Genomic DNA, 17,760 nt, shown 5'->3' with positions numbered 1-17,760 from the left:
ACTTTAATAGAAGATTACAAGACTAATAAAGACAAATGTAGAGAAAATCTTCGTATTCTAAAGTATAAAACAGACAGAAATTAAAAGTACACCTATATACCTATCCGCTAACTACCGCATATAAAGGCTGGTTACACTTTGCTTATCCTTAAAGAATAATTTAGCTTTCACCATAGCTGCCCCGCAAGCTACGGGAGCTTCCCAAAGTACTGATTCAACCGTTGGTTCCGTGCCATCCGTCGTATAACGTATCTGTCCGCCTGCGATGGGGGTATTGGCGTACAGAAGTCCGTCTTTGACGGAAAGTCCGGGGTGAGGCAAACGGAAGTTTACCCCTGTCCGGCTCCAGTAAGGCATTTCCTTCACACTGATTCTTTCATAGAACAGTGCCAAATCCCGGTCAAAGGCTTGTTGTTCCGCCACGCCGGAAAGGGCTTCCCAATCCGGGTGCGCATTCCAACCGCGTTCTACCAGTCCCATTACTTTCGGGAACATATAATATTCTACCCATTGAAATCCTCGAATCGTTTCTGCAAACAGTTGTGCCTGCACGCCTTTTATATTTTCCCTGCCTGATGCGGTCAGTGTTGTTTTTCCTTTTCCTGCGGCGCTTACATCGACCGGGTTGCCTGCCATGTCCGTACGGGAAGAACGGTAAACGTCATACGGAAGCATGGAGAATGCTTTGGACTCATCCACATATCCGCCCCAAAAATGTCCCGGTTCATCGGGATGGGCGTCATAAGCCAAATCCAGATAGAAGTTGTTCACGTTGCAGAGAATCACCGGGTAACCATTGTTGGCTATCTGATAAGGAATCTCGTCTTCTTTCCATTCAGGAACCGTTTTCCATGAGTTGATGCCGGCTGCGTGCCGGGAGAGATAGGCATGAGTCTCCGGTTTATGCTCCAAAGCTACTTCCTGCCAACCGTTAAAAGACAAGTTATACTGTTGCAGGCAGTCAACCACCCGGGTGATGAAATACTCGGCCAAGTCATGCGCCTTTGCCATTCCATGTTCTTCCATCAATGCCTGGCACAAAGGAGAACCCATCCATGCACCCCGCGCTACTTCGTCACCACCCAGGTGGATAGTAGTCAAAGGAACTTCGGCTTCCTTATACATCGCCACTATTTCCTGAATCACCTTTTCCATAAACCGATAGGTTGACGGCAAGGCTACATTCATTACATTATCCGTATAGGCTTGTGCGGAAATATAGCGGGAAGTGTCTTGCAAGTCACTCAAGAGATATTCCTTCGCTTTCTCCGGGTCAGTATCAATGTACTTATTATATCTTGCTTTCATCGAAACAATGGCTGCACGGGCATGGCCGGGAGATTCTATTTCAGGGATGACCTGTATATGCCTTTCCGCTGCATATTGCAGGAAATCAATAAATTCGGCACGGGTATAATAGCCGTTTCCCGTTGTAGCGGAAAAAGGGTCGTATCCACCGTTGTAGGCAGGGTATTGCCATTCCTGTTCATCGGTGGTATGTCCCCGTCGCGCACCGACTGTTGTCAGTTCTTCCAAGCCCGGAATTTCCAGGCGCCAGCCTTCATCGTCCGAGAAATGGAAATGGAGCACATTCAGTTTATAGGAAGAAAGAATATCTATGAGTTTCTTCAGATTATCAACTGTTGTGTAATTGCGGGCAATATCAATCATCTGTCCCCGGTATACTAAATCCGGATAGTCTTGGATAGACATTGCTTCCAGGCGTAACGGGCTGTCCTGCCCTTTCAGCAGTCCTAACAGAGTTTGAGTTCCATTAAAAACTCCGTGCGGAGTAGCAGCGTTGATTCTGATTTGCTGTCCGGCAATATGAAGTTCATAATATTCTTCATTTACTGCCTTTTTATCGTCCGTGAGATAATCAAGAACGATAGTCACCGGAGCTTCCGGTGCTATTTCCAGTCCGAACCATCCGGTCAGTTTCTCTTTCAGGAGCTTTGCTTCGTTTGCAAAATCGTCATGGAATGTCAAGGCAAGTTGCTTCTCCAATAAGATTTCCCCTTCGGCGGGAAGTACCTTCTTTACGGAAGGTATGATGTCCACCGAACGTAATTCCGAGGTACGTGCGTTCGCCAAACGAAGATTGGTGTCGTAAGTCTTTTGTGCGGCAGACTTTTGCCATTCTGTAACGGGTAATGGAATGGCATCCAACCCCACAGGAAGCGGCTTTCCTTTGGATGCACCCGACCGGCTTACCCAATAAACGCCTTCGGGTGCGTGCGAGTTCTTCGGCACTTCGCCGTCACACTTGAAAATCACTGTCAGGGAATCTCCCGGAGCTAATGAGGCAAAGCCCTCACCCGGATACATTTTAAAGTAGGTAGCGTTTACCTGCTCTACTTTTACCGGTGATGAAGCATCTGGCAGGATTTTACGGGGAAACTGCGAGTAGAAAATCTCCCAGTCCTTTCCTAAAGGAGCATCGGAAATGTTCTTCAATACAAATGAGTTTTCATAATATTTGCCGTTTTCATCGTAATTTCCCATTTCCCAGGTCAGAGATACCGGAGCTTTGGAATCATCCGCTGATTTACAACCGCCCGCCATGAGTAGGACACACAGCCATCCCGCTAATAAAGAAAATCGTATATCGTTCATAAGTTTCATTTCTGGGTGATTAGTCATGCCATCCTTTGTTTCTCAGATAATCGAGCATATAAGCCGGAGCGTCTGTTTGCAGGATTCTTGCTCCTAATGTATTAATAAGGTATCCATAGCTTGCGTCCGGGTCTTTTTTCGCGAATTCATCGTCATGTCCTCCCGCTAAAGAAGCCCATAAGGTATTATACCAAATCAAGCTCTTTCCCGCCAGTCGGCGTTCCATCCTGACAGGTACCGTACTCGAAGGATTCCGGTAACACAATTCAAAAGCAACGGGATGCAACTGCTCCATATAGTCCTCGATAACTTTTACCGATTTCTCATCGTCAATCGTTACGACGGGCATATAGATTACTTTATCCAGGTAAGAGCCGAATTCACGTTTCACCGTCTCTACCGGATGACCACCTTTCATAATAACTAAATCGGCAGTGCCGGTTTTCTCCAATATAGCATATACATCATCAAAAATGTTGTAAGCCTTGTCCAGGTTCACCATGATTTGACCTTTGGCGGCCAATAATGCTTCTTCTAACGTGGGAACGGTATGTTCCGTCAGCCGACCGTCTTTATCCTTCAACCGGAGTTGCTTGATTTCAGCCAATGTCTTATCCTTCACTTTGCCTGTACCATTGGTGGTGCGGTCTATCGTATCGTCATGCATCAGTACTAATTGCCCGTCTTTCGTCTTACGGATATCTATCTCTACAATGTCGACTTTCATCTGGATAGCACTGTCGATGGCTGCCACGGAGTTTTCGGGAGCAATACTCCAATTTCCACGATGCGCCACCACCAATACTTTGTCCAGGCGCGGATTCAACACATCTTTGCGAATGGCTTCCGCCCGTTGTGCAGCCAGGAAACCCGGCTGCAAACAGAACAGTAACAAAAGCACAATGAACTTGCTTTTCTTCATATCTTTCATTCGTTTTAATCTTCTTACTTTATTATATTCAACGTTCTACCTTTTTATTGCTGATCTACTTTTATGCTGCAATTACAATCCGGCATCATAAGCCCCGGGCTGCATTTTGTTTATATTGCGGTTCGCTCCACGCTGGTCTACGCCAAAGCCTTCTTCACCCACCCAATCTACAAATTGCTGTCCCACAGTCACATCGAAAGACTTCACCGCATCAATAACAGCCTGTCGGGTTACAAATTCGTCAATAACACTAGCCACAGTCCATTGGTAAACACCGTCAGTCAGCGAAGCAGCCGGAAGAGTTTGGGATGAATAGTCAGTATCCGTATCAACAGCTCCCCAACCGGCATCTGCTGCCTGATAGACGTTGTATCCGCCGGAAGTGATGTTACCGGCATAGATTGTCCTGCTTCCTGTTCCTTTGGCAAATAGAGAATTGACAACAAGAGAAGCTCTGGCGCCGGCACGGAATACTCCGTTCGGATTACCTGAGTTTCCTACAATCGTCGTATTGGCAAGCATGAAGTAAGCGTCTCCGTTGACGGTAATACTATTACCTGCCGTACCTGCCGTGCCGAGTATGGTTACATTATTCATGCAAACATGTCCGTTTCCTGCATGTATAGTAGTCCCCCAAGCTCCCGGTGCATAATTTTCATGTAGCAGGCAATTATTCATGAATAATACAGAAGCTGCATTATTCGTCAAAATAGCTCCTCCCCGATTAAGCGCCCTGTTATTTACAAGTTCTACGCGTTCCAGGAAAACACTTCCTTTAGCTATCTTGATAGCCGCTCCTGCGTCAGAAGCACTTTCACGGTTAAAGTTCTTCACAACACAATTTTTCAATTGCAGGCTGGCGTTGCCTTGACCTGCCGCCGCATAAAAACCATTCACATTTCCTTTATCACCTTGCTTATATTGTCCGTCAAAAGTACAACCGTCGAAAGTTATATCTATTTGGTTTCCAAGACAAAACATTGCGTCAGTTGTAGCAGATGCATTACTGCCCGTATTTCTGACAAAAGCAGTCGTATATTTGCCGGTGTCTCGTTTCGTCAGGTCAGTTCCCGTACTCGCAGGGTCATATCCGCCTTCAACCGTTATTTCCACTTGTTTGCTGTAACCACTATATTCTATCTTCACGCCGGAGTTTTCTTTCGCTATCTCATAAGAACCTGCGGCTACATAAATCTTCTTGCCATCCAGTTTGACAGCATTAGCATTGGAAACAGCACTGTTGCCATTCGTTTGCAACAAATTACGTAGCGCATCCACTCCCATGGCATTGTCCCAATCCATACCGGTTGCATTTCCGGCCGGCTGTTCTTTCACATAGTAGGCTGCAAGCTGTAATTCTTCCGCGTCTCCACCCTGGATAGTACCGCTATCCCACGGGGAAACAATCGGTTCACTGATTGATATTACCGAGCCTTCCACCTTCAGGGTGAACTCATAACACTTTCCGGGGTGCAGTTCCGGGATGCCGGGCATCACCAAGTCCTCACCGAGATAATTCAAAGAGACGAATGTAGCGGTTGTCTCCGCTTTGCCGGGAGCTACAATAGCCGTATAGCTGCAACCGTTCTGTCCCGCCTTGCCGCCTTCGGGAATGGTGATGAACGGTGATATCAAAGAAGTACCCGATACCACTTCCCCATTCATATAGCCTTGATAAGAGCCTATTTTCACTCCTTGCACCTTACCTTGTCCGCTTACATCCGCCAGTGTCATAATGACTTTCGCCATTTTCCGGTTCATACCCAGGCGAAGGATACGGGAACCGTCGTCGGTGGCATTCGCCACAGTACAAGTCATATAATCGGCGTTTGCCAGGTTCTCCAGGCGTTGCTGATTGGCGGGAAGTGTAAAATTGAGCGTGCTTGCCCCGCTCACTACCGGATAAAAGGCAGAGTAAGTAACAGGTTCCGCTCCCCATCTCAAATAGTAGTTATCGGTCGGTGTCCATTTACCGCCGGAGAGCGCATAAGTCAGATACCCGTCTTCACAAGTCAACTGGATTTGGTCACCTTCATTAAATTGCTTCTGCTGTTCTCCCGCCGCACCGGGATTGCTACGGGTGAAAGCCGTATTAATGGCAGCTTCAATCTGAATAGCACCGGAATCTTCACCGTACACTGCAATATCCTTATCTGTGTCACAAGCCGCCATACCCGTCAGGATGCATGCAGCCATTATCAGTTTTGTAATCTTCATAGTTTATCTCCTCCTTCTTTAATTCCGGTCGCTAAGCTGACCGGTTGCCCAATCTCTGGCTACCATGCCAGCCAATCGCGCAGTTGTATTTACATTGAGAGTCAAGGTATGTTCCACTCCTTTTTCCAGTTCGACGGCTGCCTTGGCAGTCCATATATACAGTTTCCCGTCGTAGCTGAAGTTGATGGAGAAGCCTTCCGCTATCGTTTGCGGGGGTAGGATACATTCGCAATACTCCGTCCCTTTATAGGGAGCCACAGTAGCCACTGCCGCATCTGGCGCAGGAACAACGACCGGAGCTGCTGCCGACAAATCACAAGTGCCGTTAACGACCGCCCCGTTGACAGCCATGTCTCCCAACTTACCCATATCGGCATCCTCCGTTCCATTGACAGTCAGTTTAATAATCAGCTTGCTCATGGCATGATTTAAGGAGATTTTCAGCTTTCCATCGGCAGTCAAATCCTTCTCCGGGTCGACTGTCGCTTTCATCAACAGAAAATCGGATGCCATCACATTCGCTTCTGCCGACTGATTGGTCAGTACGTTCACCGCCAACGGAGCGTCCGGAGTGGCTTCACCCGTGTAAGGCGCATAGGCTATCATCATTACAGGCGTTCTTTCCGTATCCCAAAGCATTTGTTGCCCGTCAGACGTATTCCAGGTGTTTCCTGAGCCAACCATTTGTTTATGGTAGTTATAAGCGGCATTTTCACTGTTCCGAATCATTAATCCGAAGCGTTCCAGATTCGTTGCATCATATCCTGTACGCGACAGAGGTTCATTCACTTCTGTTATAACGCTGATTACCCGTTCTCCGGGGAAAGTACCCGTCGGCAGCGATTCATCCTCGTTATTGGAGCATCCGGCCAGTCCGATGCCCAAGGCTAGTATATAAAATATCTTTTTCATGTTACAGTCGTTTTACAGTTTAATTGGTCAGAACGGCATCATAAGCGCCAGCCTGCATCTTGTCGGCATTACGGGTCACTCCACGCTGGTCTACTCCGAAAGCATCCTCACCAACCCACTCTACAAACGCTTCTCCCAGATTAACAATGGGCGAAGCTACCGGATTGAAACTTTTCGCCACCTCTATCACCGCCTGCTTCGTGGCATATCCTTTTACCGTACCAAGCTGGTTGATGTCCCATACATAAACGCCTTCCTCATTCAGCGTGCCGTTCACAGGATTGGGATAAGCCGTATCAAGTGTGCTCATCGTAATACCTGTGACGCGTTGATAGACGTTATAGCCTTTTGATGAAGCTTCTTTATTGCTTCCGTTCAGATTGAAACTTGGAGCAGAAGGATTTTCGGTAATCAAAAGGTTATTGATAAACTTCGTATCCCCACCAATTCCTGTCTCGCAACGGACAGCCCCATGGCTATCACTTCCATTTCCCACAATCGTACTATTGACAAGCAAGAAACTTCCCCCACCATTCAAGGCAGCACCCGTACCTTCATTCTCTATAATCGTAGTATTGTTCATGCAGATATGCCCTTCCGACATCTGAATTCCATAGCCCCATGAACCCGAATGGGAATTACCTTTCAGCAAACTATTATTCATTAATGCCACAGCAGTCTTACTATTACAACGCACAGCTCCTCCACGACCTACCGACGTATTATCCAGAAGCTTTACATTATTCAGCCGGACTTGTCCCGACAGGATGAAGACAGCCGCTCCCCCTTGTTTAAGAGAAGTCGTCACTGTCGATTTACAATCCCTAATTACACAGTCAGTCAGTTCAACGGAAGTATCGCCCGCGCTGCCGCTTACATAAATACCACTTCCGCATTCGGTAGTACTCGCGTCCGCTTCGGATACATATCCATACTGGAAAGTGACTCCCTCAATGCCGATAATCCCTTTCTTGACCAACAGCAATCCACAGTCTCCCGCATCCGCCTGCTTATTTCCGTTCACATCGCCACTGATAACCGTTACATACGTGTCTATATCCCGTACCGAAACGTCCGTTCCTTCGCTAAACTGGCTATATCCGCCTTTAACCGCTTTCACATTCTTGCGGATAATCACGCCAAGCCCGCTCTCTTCGGACATCACATATTTGCCCTGGCTCATATAAATAGTGCTCTTGGAAAGGTCGACAGAACCGCTCAACAGTTTGCGGAAACCTGCCACGTCCATCGCCTGCTCCCAGGAACTACCGTCCATATCACCCTCACCGAACTGGGTTACAAAGTAACTTTCCAACCCTTTCTGCATAATCACTTCTTCGTCCAAATCATCGTCATAATCGGTCATCATAGGCGGGTCTATCATCTCATAATCTTCCTGGCATCCTTGTGCCAACAGAATAATGAAAACCAACATACACAGCTTCGATATTATGAATAAACTATTTTTCATTTTCTTTCTTTTTTAACTTGTACATTAGATAAGAATAATCGCAAATCTGCCGATTTCATCGGGCAATATCAGGATAACCCGGATTCTGTTTCAGATATTCATTCTGCTCCAGTTGGGTCTGCGACAAGGGGAACAACTCATAATGCTTGTCTGCATCCCGTGGCTTGTCCCACCATGCCTCCTGATATCTGCCGAAACGAATCAGATCTGTACGCCGGCGGCTCTCCGCCAGGAATTCACGTCCCCATTCATCAAGCATTTCTTTCAGGTCGAGCACGACATTGCCTTCCGGCTGATAAGCGATATTGGCGTTAAAGTTCTCATAGTTGCGCTTACGCACGCTGTTCAGCAGCTTGCCTGCTTCGCCTGCCTGTCCTTGCCGGAGCAGAGCCTCAGCCTGCGAATAGATAATCTCCGCCAAACGTATCTCCGTATAGTCGGACTCGATATAATAGCCTCCGGTGAACGGATAGAACGGGTACTTCACACAATAGAGTCCGGAGTTAAAATCTCCATTACCCAATATCGACTCCTTATAAGCCGGATTGGAAATATAGCCGGACTCTGCGTTTCCCTCGAAACGTCCCACCTGGTCGCGCAGGTAAATCACATATTGATTATCGGGATTCTTGGCATATCCCCCACTGACTGCGGAATTTGGAATCTTACCTTCAAGGAAGAACATGCCTTCGCGTGTATTGTTACCGGTATTTGTATATTGCTTATACCGTATATCTCCCTGATATTTGGCAAACTTACGGGTAACCATTCCCAATCCATAGTCAAACAGTTCACGCGGTTGCTGGTTGTCATAGCTCGGTGAAAGCGCGTATTTCGGATTCCGTTCGCCATTTCCTTCTATCTTCAGGTAATAGGCGCTGCCGTAAGGCAAGCCGCGCCCGTACACCGTTCTCCTGTCATTTTGCAGATGCCAACTGGTAAGTCCGTAAGAACCGGGGAAACCGAAAATCACTTCATTACACGTTTCGTTGTTCCAGTCAAAAGGTTCGTACCAATTATCCGCAATCGCATAATACCCGAATTCTCCGCCGGTGATACGCTTGCACATGTCGATGCATTCCTGCCATTTGGCCTGCCCAATCCACACTTCTGCATTCAAATAGAGACGGACTAGCAAAGAGGCGGCGGCAGCTTTCGTAAATTGCCCTTGTTGCGCGCCATTACCGGACTGCCCGCTCTTGGAAGGCAGAGCTGCAAGACAGTAGTCTTTCAGTTCACTTTCGATGAAATCGAATAGTACCTGCGGTTCTACCTGTTTCCGGTTTTCCGGCAGTTCATTTACTGCCTGGTCGGATGTAGTAGTCAGGATGCAGTTACGATGTGTATTCAGCAGACGGAGATATCCCCAGGCACGCATACAGCGCAATTGTGCCTTGAAACTTTCAAATTCATTGTCACTCAAGCCAAAAGAGGACGGGGTCAACTGGTTCAAGTCATCCAGTACCATATTACATTGGGCAATGCCTACATAAAAGTTTTCCCATTCACTCAACCAGTCGCCCTGATTGATGTCATCATATTGATGGCGGTGATACATTTCCCACAGACCGCCGTCGTACCACCAAGTGCCACGGGTAGGTGTAATCAACTGGTCGGCGGGCAATTCCTCATTCTCATGGCGTATCCAGATACAGCAGTACATATGTTCGAAGGGGCGGAAGACGGCATTGATAACATCCTGTTTCGTATTGTAATAGTTCTTGGACATCACTTGGTCGTACACCGTTTCCGACAGGTCGGTACAGGACGGCAAACCCAGCACAGCGCCCGCCATCATACCCAATCCTATGATATATTTTGTCATTTTCATAATCGTTCCTTTTTTTAAAAACTTACTTGCAAACCTAAAATAAACTGGAAGGCAGACGGATAGTAGTTGTATCCTCCTCCGAAAGTACCCGGCGTCAGTCCGTTCACTTCGTATGTAGAGGGGTCTACACCGGTGAACTTCGTGAATGTATAAAGATTGTTGGCTGTGCCGAACAGGCGTATCTTTTGGATATACTTTTTATTCAGGTTCATCGTATATCCCAAAGTGATGTTGTCTATCTTCAGGTAATCACCCGGCTCGATGAAATAGTCGGTAATCACGTTCTTGCCGGTCGTGATATGCGCATTCTTCGAATAAGCGGTCGTCAACTGATTGGTGCTCATGCTCTGCAATCCGAAATAGAAATCGTGCACGTTGAATATATCGAATCCGGCAGCGCCACGAAGGGCAACGGTCAGGTCAAAGTTCTTGTAAGTGAAGTTGTGCGTCATAGAACCAGTGAATTTCGGCAAGCCGTTTCCGGTCACTGCCTTGTCTTCTTCCGTTCCTTGAGCCACCGGAATGACATTTCCTTTCTTGTCATAAATCAGCCAGTCACCCTTTTTGTCTACCCCGGCATAGCGGTAGGTGTAGTAGTTACCGATGCGTTCTCCCTCTTCAATCCGTTGCAAGTATCCCGGATTGTTGGGATTCGCCATGTTGCAGGTCGAGTAATATTTCTGCCCTTTGTACACGTCGTTGGAGAAGCTGACAAACTTGTTATTATTGGTAGCTCCCACCAATGTGAAGCTATAACTGAAGTCTTTTGTACGGACTGCATTCACCGTTATGTCAAGCTCGAAACCTGTGTTGCGGAGTGTGCCCACATTGGCATAAATAGTGGTAAACAAGTTGGGCGGAACGGATACGGAGTAGCTACCCAGCAAATCGCTCTGTTTACGGTGGAAATAGTTCAAAGAACCGGTCACTTTGTGCTTGAAGAGTGAGAAGTCCAGACCGATATTCTGATTATGCCCCTTTTCCCAACGGAGTTCCGAGTTTACGTTCTTGCTCGGCCCCCATACGTGGAAGTTGTTGCCGTTATACTGATACCAGCCATATGCCTTATAAGTAGCCAAAGACTGATAGTTTCCTATTTCCTGATTACCGGTGACACCGTAGTCATAACGTACTTTCAGGTCATCAAGCCAGGATAGTCCTTTCATAAATTTCTCGTCAGAGATACGCCATCCTACGGATACTGCGGGGAAATTACCCCATTTATGATTCTCGCCGAAACGGGAAGAACCTTCATGACGCAGGGAGAAAGTGAACAGGTAGCGTTCTTTCCAGTCGTAGTTGACACGTCCGAAGAAGCTGATTAGCTTATGGTCGTTCTTGTAAGAGCTCATCATGGTCTTTCCTTCTTTCGCCGCTTCCAGGCCGGAACCGAGATTGTTGTACATCAAGCCGTCGGAAGAGAAGTCCCAGTTTTCCGCGCCCATGCCCGAACTTACACCGTAGTTATAGCTATATCCTACCATTGCGCGGATTTGGTGGTCTTTGAGGCGGGTAGAGAAGTTGGTCACCCACTCCAGGTTGTTGCTGGTGCTCTTGTCAAAGTCACGGCTTGCTTTTCCGGCAACGCTTGAATTGACATTAGGGCCATAGGTGGACGGGGTGAACCATCCGTTGAACTTATCGACCTGGTATTGTGAAAGGGTCACCTGTGATTTCAGCACCATATTCGGGTTCTTCGGATTGAACAGGGGAAGCAAATTGACGGCAGCCGTAGCATTCCACTCCAACAGTTTGATTTCCGTTCCGTTCTCTTCCTCGTTCAGTTGCTCGACGATATTGGAACTGTCTCCTCCGGAAGGGAAACGATAGTAACCATTGGCGGATTCGGAATCGTAAATAGGCATGGTCGGATTATTCTTGATAACACTGCCATAGACGCTTGCCGATTTGTTCCGGTCGATTACGCGCGGAGTCATGTTGGCGGAGAATGTGAACAGACCGTCTTTCGTCGTGTGGCTGATAGTGGCACGTGCACCGTATTCCCGGCGGTCTGAACGCAGGTCGATACCTTGTGCCTTGCGGTAGTCGGCAGTCACACGATAGTTGGTTCTCGCGTTTCCACCGGAGAAAGTCAATGTATGCATATGCGTCACACCCAGGCGGGTAACGGCATCGAACCAGTCTGTGGTAGCTCCCATATCGGAAAGCGGATTGGATACGGTGCGGTAGGCACGATATTCTTCGGCGTTCATTATATCCAGTTCTTTCTTCGCCTTGTTGAAAGTAACGGCGGTGCTATATGTAGTATGCACTTCCCCGTCTCTTGTTCCTTTCTTCAGGTTTACCAGGATGACACCGTTACTACCCCGTGTACCGTAGATAGCAGAAGCCGCACCGTCTTTCAATACGTCGATAGATTCAATATCGGCCGGATTGATATTCGTCATATCACCGCCCGGCACTCCGTCAACAACAATCAACGGGCCCAGGCCGGCATTACGTGAAGATATACCACGAATCTGAATGCTTCCCGTACTGTTCGGATCGGCCAAAGCCGTATTTGAAACGGATACACTGGATACCTTGCCTTGCAAAAGCATGGAAGCATCGAGACTGGAAATCTGATTGAGGTCTTTAGCACCTACGTGCGAAATAGCCGAAGTCATTTCTTTCCTTTTCATCGTGCCGTAACCTATTACCACTACTTCATTCAAAGCGGTAGATTCTTCCTTCAACACGATTCTCAATGACTGGCGGTCTTTGATGGCTACTTCCTGTGTTTCGTATCCGATATAAGACACTTTCAGGCGACCGTTCTGCGGGGCATTCACACTGAACTTTCCTTCTATATTGGTTATCGCTCCTTGTTTCGTCTCTACAACCACCACTGAAGCACCGATGACAGGCTCGCCCTTCTCGTCGATGACCGTACCGGATATTTTACGTTCCTGCTGCGCTTCCCACGAAGCTCCCCTTGCCTGGATACCGGAAAACAGCATCAGCAATATACCTAACAGACAGGTACACATTTTGCAATGAATATTTCTCATAAATAGATGATTTTAATAGTAAATGATAAAGTTAACGCAGTCCTCTTGTCTGCAAGGCCGGGATTAACAAGTCCGGTACATCCGTCTGTATCATACATACCATCGGATAGATTTGCAGGAGTTCATCCAGATAGTCCTCGTTCAGCGTCCATTCGGATACACTGCTGCCGCTTGCAGGAAGCATATTCACGGTAGCCAGCATTCCATCGTTGATGGAACTTCCCAACGGGGTACTTTTCCCATTTGTCAGGTAGCTGTATTGCACGAAGTAGTTACCCGGCAGTCCCATCATCGGTTTGTGGTTGCCCGTCCACGTATAGACGTGCGCTTTGGCTGTAATTCCCAGCACTTCTTCCGCTTTCTGCGCGCTGTTACAGTAGAAGAATACGGACTCCATCATGTCAAGTTTCATCACGATATCCACTACCTGTTGGGAAGAAGCCGTACGTGGGGAATAATCGAGGTTGTAGTAGATTCTGCCACGTCCCGCTTTCAGGAACTCTTCAAGGGTGGGCATCTTTTCATCGGTTACCCGACCGTTCCGGTCTTTCAGGTTGTACTTTTGTAATTCCGCGTAGGTCATTTTTGTGATGTCGCCCGTACCGTTCGTGGTGGCATTGATTGTCTGGTCATGGCATACCACTACCACTCCGTCACTTGTCACGTGGGTATCGCACTCTATCACTTCCGCTCCCGACTCAATGGCATCTTCTACGGAAGATACCGAGTTTTCGGGGATAGTACGGTCGGTGGTATGCGCACGGTGTGTCATCACCCATACCTTCTTGTTGGACGGTTCCCTGAATTGCTTCATCGCTTCCGTCAGCGCCAACAGATTATAAATACGGATTCTTTTCTGTACCTCATACTGACCTGCCGTGACGTGCATGGTATAGTCGCCACTTTGGGTATAGGCATGAGTAATGAGGGTAGCTGCTTTCCCCTCTTTCACCGTCCCGTCACCAAAATCGACAGTAATATCGGTATTTCCATCAATGTTGTTAAACTTGACCTCCACCACCTCTTTCAACATGGCGCGAGTACTTGTTTGCAGGTAAGGGTTCTTTTTCACAGAATCATCGTCAGAGCAGGCGATACAGACTATTCCGCATACGCATAGAATAGCCCAACACCATAACCAGCTCGCAAGCTGACGTTTCATTCTTCTTCCTTTTTCCGGTATGGAAAAATGCAACAAATCATTTTTCATGTGTGTTTTTATAAAGGTTAATAAAAAAAGAAGTTCCCGGGGCGGAATATGTTAGTTCCGCTCGGTTATGACAAAAATAGATGGAAATGCTACGATAAAAAATAGCAAAGGGAATATAAGTGGATATTCACAATATTTCCCAAAAGACAATTATCTGATAAACAGTATATTAAGCAACATTATGCCCGTATCAAAAGGTAGATTTGATACAGACTTGTTTACCGTATTTTAGCTACTAATTCTTCGAAATCTTCGCGTGAAACACGTGCTTTGGCCTTCACTCTCGAGCGGTAATTATAAATCGTATTCACTGAGTAATGCAGAAGCTCCGCAATCTGTGAACTGTCTTTAATACCCAGACGTATCAGAGCAAAAATCCGCAGTTCCGTATTAAGTAATTCGTCCGGTTTCAAGACGATTTGTTCTTCGGGTAATAATAGTGCATTGAGGGACTCCACGAAGTTCGGGAAAAGATGCAGGAAGGCGGAATCGAAGTTCGCATATAATTCCTGCACTTCGACTGTTACAATATCGTTACTAAGATGAGTCATTTTCAACAGTTCAGCCACTTGTCCTCGTTGCAATTTCTTGTTTACCAGCTTTCTGTATGCCTGCAAACGGTCTACATAGACAGAGCAGAGCTTGAAGAAGCGGGCGATATAGGCTTCTTTAATAAGGTTGGATTCAGAAAGGTCTAAATTTGTAGAACGAAGATGCCGGTTCACCTCTTCCAGTTCTTCATTCAGTGAGAAGAGTCGTTCGTTCACTTCCTGCAATCCTTTCTTGGCAACGGAAAGGGCTTTCATCTGCCGGTAGATGTAGATTAACGCTATCACCAGCAATAGCGCAAGCAGGGCTACACATACGATATAAATCAGCAGTTCCTTGTTTTGTTTCCTGATAATATCCTGATAATTCCCGTTTATCATGGAAAGCGGGGTAATATTCATCCAACTGCGCAACCGCGTTTTATAGAATTGTGATATTTCCCAAGAGAAGTTGATATATGCATACGCACGTTTCAAATCTCCTTTGCCATGCAGTTCCTGTGCCAGTACCATCAACGAGGATTGTTCTTTGATGGCGGAACGTACATCGGAAATAGCGGAAAGAACCAAATAATATAAATGCTCGTCTTTCTTCCCCATACTTTCAAAAAGACGGAAGCGCTGATAAGCCACCAATGCATATTGGGGAGTGCCGAATGGAGATTCCGAAAGCCGCCGGTCACTGAATTCAAGAGCTTCATTATACTTCCCTGCTTCTTTCAGTTGAGTTTCACGCAACCACAGGTAGGTATCCGAAGCGGGTTCCAGAACTACCAGCATGGAATCCCGATAAGCACGGCTCAACTTGAAATAATGCGATGAAAACATCCGGTATCGCGGCTGCGCCGCTCCTGCTTCGGCATATACGTGTTCATAGCATGTATAGTAATATCCCAGAAGAGACTGTGGAAGTGTCCGGCGGTCTATGGAATTAAGTATGTCCGCCGCTTCCATATACATTCCGATGGATGATAACAGATAGGACAGCTCCAACTGAATTTTAAGTTCACGTTCCCCGTCATTCAACTGCCGTGCCAGTAATTTGTTTTCATTCAGATAATGGAGTGCGGAATCGGAGCTATACGCCTTGTATTCAGAATAAATCCTATCATTCAGATTATATCGTTCGATGGAAACAGGTGGTGTCTTTCCGGCTTCTCTCTTTAGCTCACGAAGCCTGTTCTCCTTAATCTGCACATAAGTATCGGCTTCCTTAATGGTTTTATCAAGTACATTCAGCAGCGAGTCCAAACGCTCATCGGCAAGGACTGAAGAACAAGAAAATAGAAGTAAAAGGTATAACAGGCAGTTCTTTTTCATCGGGCGAACAGACTTTAGTATGTATAAGATTCAAGAGATTGATTAGACAAATGTAGAGAATTTCTTCGTAATCTTACTATAAATAACTCACAAATTACAAAGGTTAATGGTCTATCGCAAAGAAAAAACGGCACAAAATAAGAACTATGTTACAATTCTTTTAAGAAATGAGTTCAAATTATATCCAATCAGGTTTTCATTTTACAAAGAATAAAATGTAACTTTGTAGCCTTTAGATTCTTATCTATTTCTAATATTCAAAATTTGATTAACATGATGAAAAAAGGTCGATTATTAGCGCTAAGCGCTTTGCTGATATTTACATGTACAACTATGAATGCTCAAAAGGTCATAAAACTGTGGGAGACAACTCCACCGACAAGTAATGAAATAACAGAAGCCGAGAAATCTGAGAGGAATGGCAACTGGGTAACCAATGTTTCTTCGCCTGAATTGACTATCTATCAGGCCAACAAAACAAAAAGCACAGGAATGGCAGTTGTGATATGCCCGGGTGGCGGATATGCCGGACTGGCTATTCAGCACGAAGGCTCGCAGTTTGCAAAATGGCTGAACGGACAAGGGATAACAGCCTTTGTGCTTAAATACCGGATGCCGAACAAACATAAGGAAGTACCATTGGATGATGCACAGCAGGCAATACGTTATGTACGCGAACATGCCAACGAGTTTGGCGTAGATACCAATAAAGTAGGTATCGCCGGTTTCTCGGCAGGCGGACATTTGGCAGCCACTGCTTCCACCCACTATACTACAGAAGGAGTAAGCACAAGACCTGATTTCTCCATTCTTTTCTACCCTGTTATAACTATGGAAACAGCCACGCATGGCGGTTCCCGTTCTAATTTATTGGGTGATAAACCTCAATCTGAAGATATTCAGTTCTTTTCGAACGAAAAACATGTCAATGCGAATACCCCGCCTGCAATCTTACTATTGAGTGATGATGACAAATCCGTACCTACTACCAATAGCGTACTCTATTATGAATCATTGAAGAAAAACAGTGTCCCCGCAACCATGTATATATTTCCCAAAGGTGGTCATGGCTGGGGGATGAATATAGATTTTGAATATCATTCGCAGATGCTTGAGTTGCTTGGTATGTGGCTGAAGTCCACTCGTATAAAATAATACCCAAAGGGCTCCGAACTATTCACCGCAAAAATATCGCTCTCTCCCTTTCTATCCCAATAGCTCTGCATATCTGAACAACCCTCGGATTCATGTAGCGAAAATATTTCTCCAATACATTTTCGCTACATGAATCATAGTCCCATTCAACGATTTCACTCACAATCCAAGTTACAAAATACCTTTTACTCTCTTTCTATTCGTCCAAATATGATTCACACAGAAAATAAACCTCTCCCGACACAAGATATTTGATTTTATTTATATATTTTTGTAGCGTTCTCTCACGCCGATACTCCAGTCGTGGAGTAAGGGAGGGATGGGGGAATGTTTATTTATATTATAAAGAAAGACGTTTACTTGACGTTTTGTCTTTGGCTTATCGAAACTTCGCAACTTTTGAACACTGCCCAAAGCAAAGCAACAGTAGGTGTCTGCGGGATATGTTTATATCTTCTGCTTGAGGTTGTGTCAAAACGCTGACACAGCCTTTTTTTATGCGCAAAGCCCAGACTTTCTCAAGCCCGGGCTTTGTTAT

10 protein-coding genes are annotated in these 17,760 nt (G+C 46.2%); 1 reads left to right on the top strand and 9 read right to left on the bottom strand.

Going from position 1 to position 17,760, the window contains the following annotated elements; all coding sequences use genetic code 11:
* Positions 1 to 111: 111 nt before the first annotated feature.
* From AB5443_RS24250 to AB5443_RS24210, 9 genes are all read right to left on the bottom strand, one after another.
* Positions 112 to 2,616, bottom strand: coding sequence for a family 20 glycosylhydrolase (locus AB5443_RS24250; RefSeq protein WP_277131728.1), 2,505 nt, complete (start codon positions 2,614 to 2,616; stop codon positions 112 to 114).
* 19 nt (positions 2,617 to 2,635) lie between these two features.
* Complete coding sequence (locus AB5443_RS24245; protein ID WP_277131729.1) at positions 2,636 to 3,538, bottom strand: glycerophosphodiester phosphodiesterase family protein; 903 nt, start codon at positions 3,536 to 3,538, stop codon at positions 2,636 to 2,638.
* 81 nt (positions 3,539 to 3,619) lie between these two features.
* On the bottom strand, positions 3,620 to 5,764 hold the full coding sequence (locus AB5443_RS24240) for a fimbrillin family protein (protein ID WP_283139918.1): 2,145 nt from the start codon (positions 5,762 to 5,764) through the stop codon (positions 3,620 to 3,622).
* Positions 5,765 to 5,782: 18 nt separating this feature from the next.
* Complete coding sequence (locus AB5443_RS24235) at positions 5,783 to 6,676, bottom strand: fimbrillin family protein (protein ID WP_277131732.1); 894 nt, start codon at positions 6,674 to 6,676, stop codon at positions 5,783 to 5,785.
* 19 nt (positions 6,677 to 6,695) lie between these two features.
* Positions 6,696 to 8,147: a right-handed parallel beta-helix repeat-containing protein gene (locus AB5443_RS24230; protein WP_277131734.1), complete on the bottom strand. Its 1,452-nt coding sequence runs from the start codon at positions 8,145 to 8,147 to the stop codon at positions 6,696 to 6,698.
* 55 nt (positions 8,148 to 8,202) lie between these two features.
* Positions 8,203 to 9,978: a RagB/SusD family nutrient uptake outer membrane protein gene (locus AB5443_RS24225; RefSeq protein ID WP_277131736.1), complete on the bottom strand. Its 1,776-nt coding sequence runs from the start codon at positions 9,976 to 9,978 to the stop codon at positions 8,203 to 8,205.
* Positions 9,979 to 9,992: 14 nt separating this feature from the next.
* Complete coding sequence (locus tag AB5443_RS24220) at positions 9,993 to 12,989, bottom strand: SusC/RagA family TonB-linked outer membrane protein (protein WP_277131738.1); 2,997 nt, start codon at positions 12,987 to 12,989, stop codon at positions 9,993 to 9,995.
* 31 nt (positions 12,990 to 13,020) lie between these two features.
* Entirely contained in the window at positions 13,021 to 14,199 is a 1,179-nt protein-coding gene (locus AB5443_RS24215) for a glycerophosphodiester phosphodiesterase family protein (protein ID WP_044653999.1), read from the bottom strand.
* A 218-nt stretch (positions 14,200 to 14,417) separates the two neighbouring features.
* Complete coding sequence (locus tag AB5443_RS24210) at positions 14,418 to 16,067, bottom strand: DUF6377 domain-containing protein (RefSeq protein WP_022137086.1); 1,650 nt, start codon at positions 16,065 to 16,067, stop codon at positions 14,418 to 14,420.
* A gap of 333 nt (positions 16,068 to 16,400) precedes the next feature.
* On the opposite strand from AB5443_RS24210, the gene AB5443_RS24205 reads away from it, so the two are divergent.
* Positions 16,401 to 17,222, top strand: coding sequence for an alpha/beta hydrolase (locus tag AB5443_RS24205; protein ID WP_283139917.1), 822 nt, complete (start codon positions 16,401 to 16,403; stop codon positions 17,220 to 17,222).
* The last annotated feature ends 538 nt before the right edge of the window (positions 17,223 to 17,760 follow it).

The sequence above is a fragment of the Bacteroides sp. RTP21281st1_H5_RTP21281_210402 genome (genome assembly GCF_040918965.1).
GTDB lineage: Bacteria > Bacteroidota > Bacteroidia > Bacteroidales > Bacteroidaceae > Bacteroides > Bacteroides congonensis.
Note: the sequence above shows the minus strand (reverse complement) of the source record. Positions and strands in the feature narration are given on the sequence as shown.

Bases quoted from the DNA above. Each gene is read 5' to 3' on its own strand.
- AB5443_RS24250 (WP_277131728.1), bottom strand. From the start codon at position 2,616: ATGAACGATATACGATTTTCTTTATTAGCGGGATGGCTGTGTGTCCTA.
- AB5443_RS24245 (WP_277131729.1), bottom strand. From the start codon at position 3,538: ATGAAGAAAAGCAAGTTCATTGTGCTTTTGTTACTGTTCTGTTTGCAG.
- AB5443_RS24240 (WP_283139918.1), bottom strand. From the start codon at position 5,764: ATGAAGATTACAAAACTGATAATGGCTGCATGCATCCTGACGGGTATG.
- AB5443_RS24235 (WP_277131732.1), bottom strand. From the start codon at position 6,676: ATGAAAAAGATATTTTATATACTAGCCTTGGGCATCGGACTGGCCGGA.
- AB5443_RS24230 (WP_277131734.1), bottom strand. From the start codon at position 8,147: ATGAAAAATAGTTTATTCATAATATCGAAGCTGTGTATGTTGGTTTTC.
- AB5443_RS24225 (WP_277131736.1), bottom strand. From the start codon at position 9,978: ATGAAAATGACAAAATATATCATAGGATTGGGTATGATGGCGGGCGCT.
- AB5443_RS24220 (WP_277131738.1), bottom strand. From the start codon at position 12,989: ATGAGAAATATTCATTGCAAAATGTGTACCTGTCTGTTAGGTATATTG.
- AB5443_RS24215 (WP_044653999.1), bottom strand. From the start codon at position 14,199: ATGAAAAATGATTTGTTGCATTTTTCCATACCGGAAAAAGGAAGAAGA.
- AB5443_RS24210 (WP_022137086.1), bottom strand. From the start codon at position 16,067: ATGAAAAAGAACTGCCTGTTATACCTTTTACTTCTATTTTCTTGTTCT.
- AB5443_RS24205 (WP_283139917.1), top strand. From the start codon at position 16,401: ATGAATGCTCAAAAGGTCATAAAACTGTGGGAGACAACTCCACCGACA.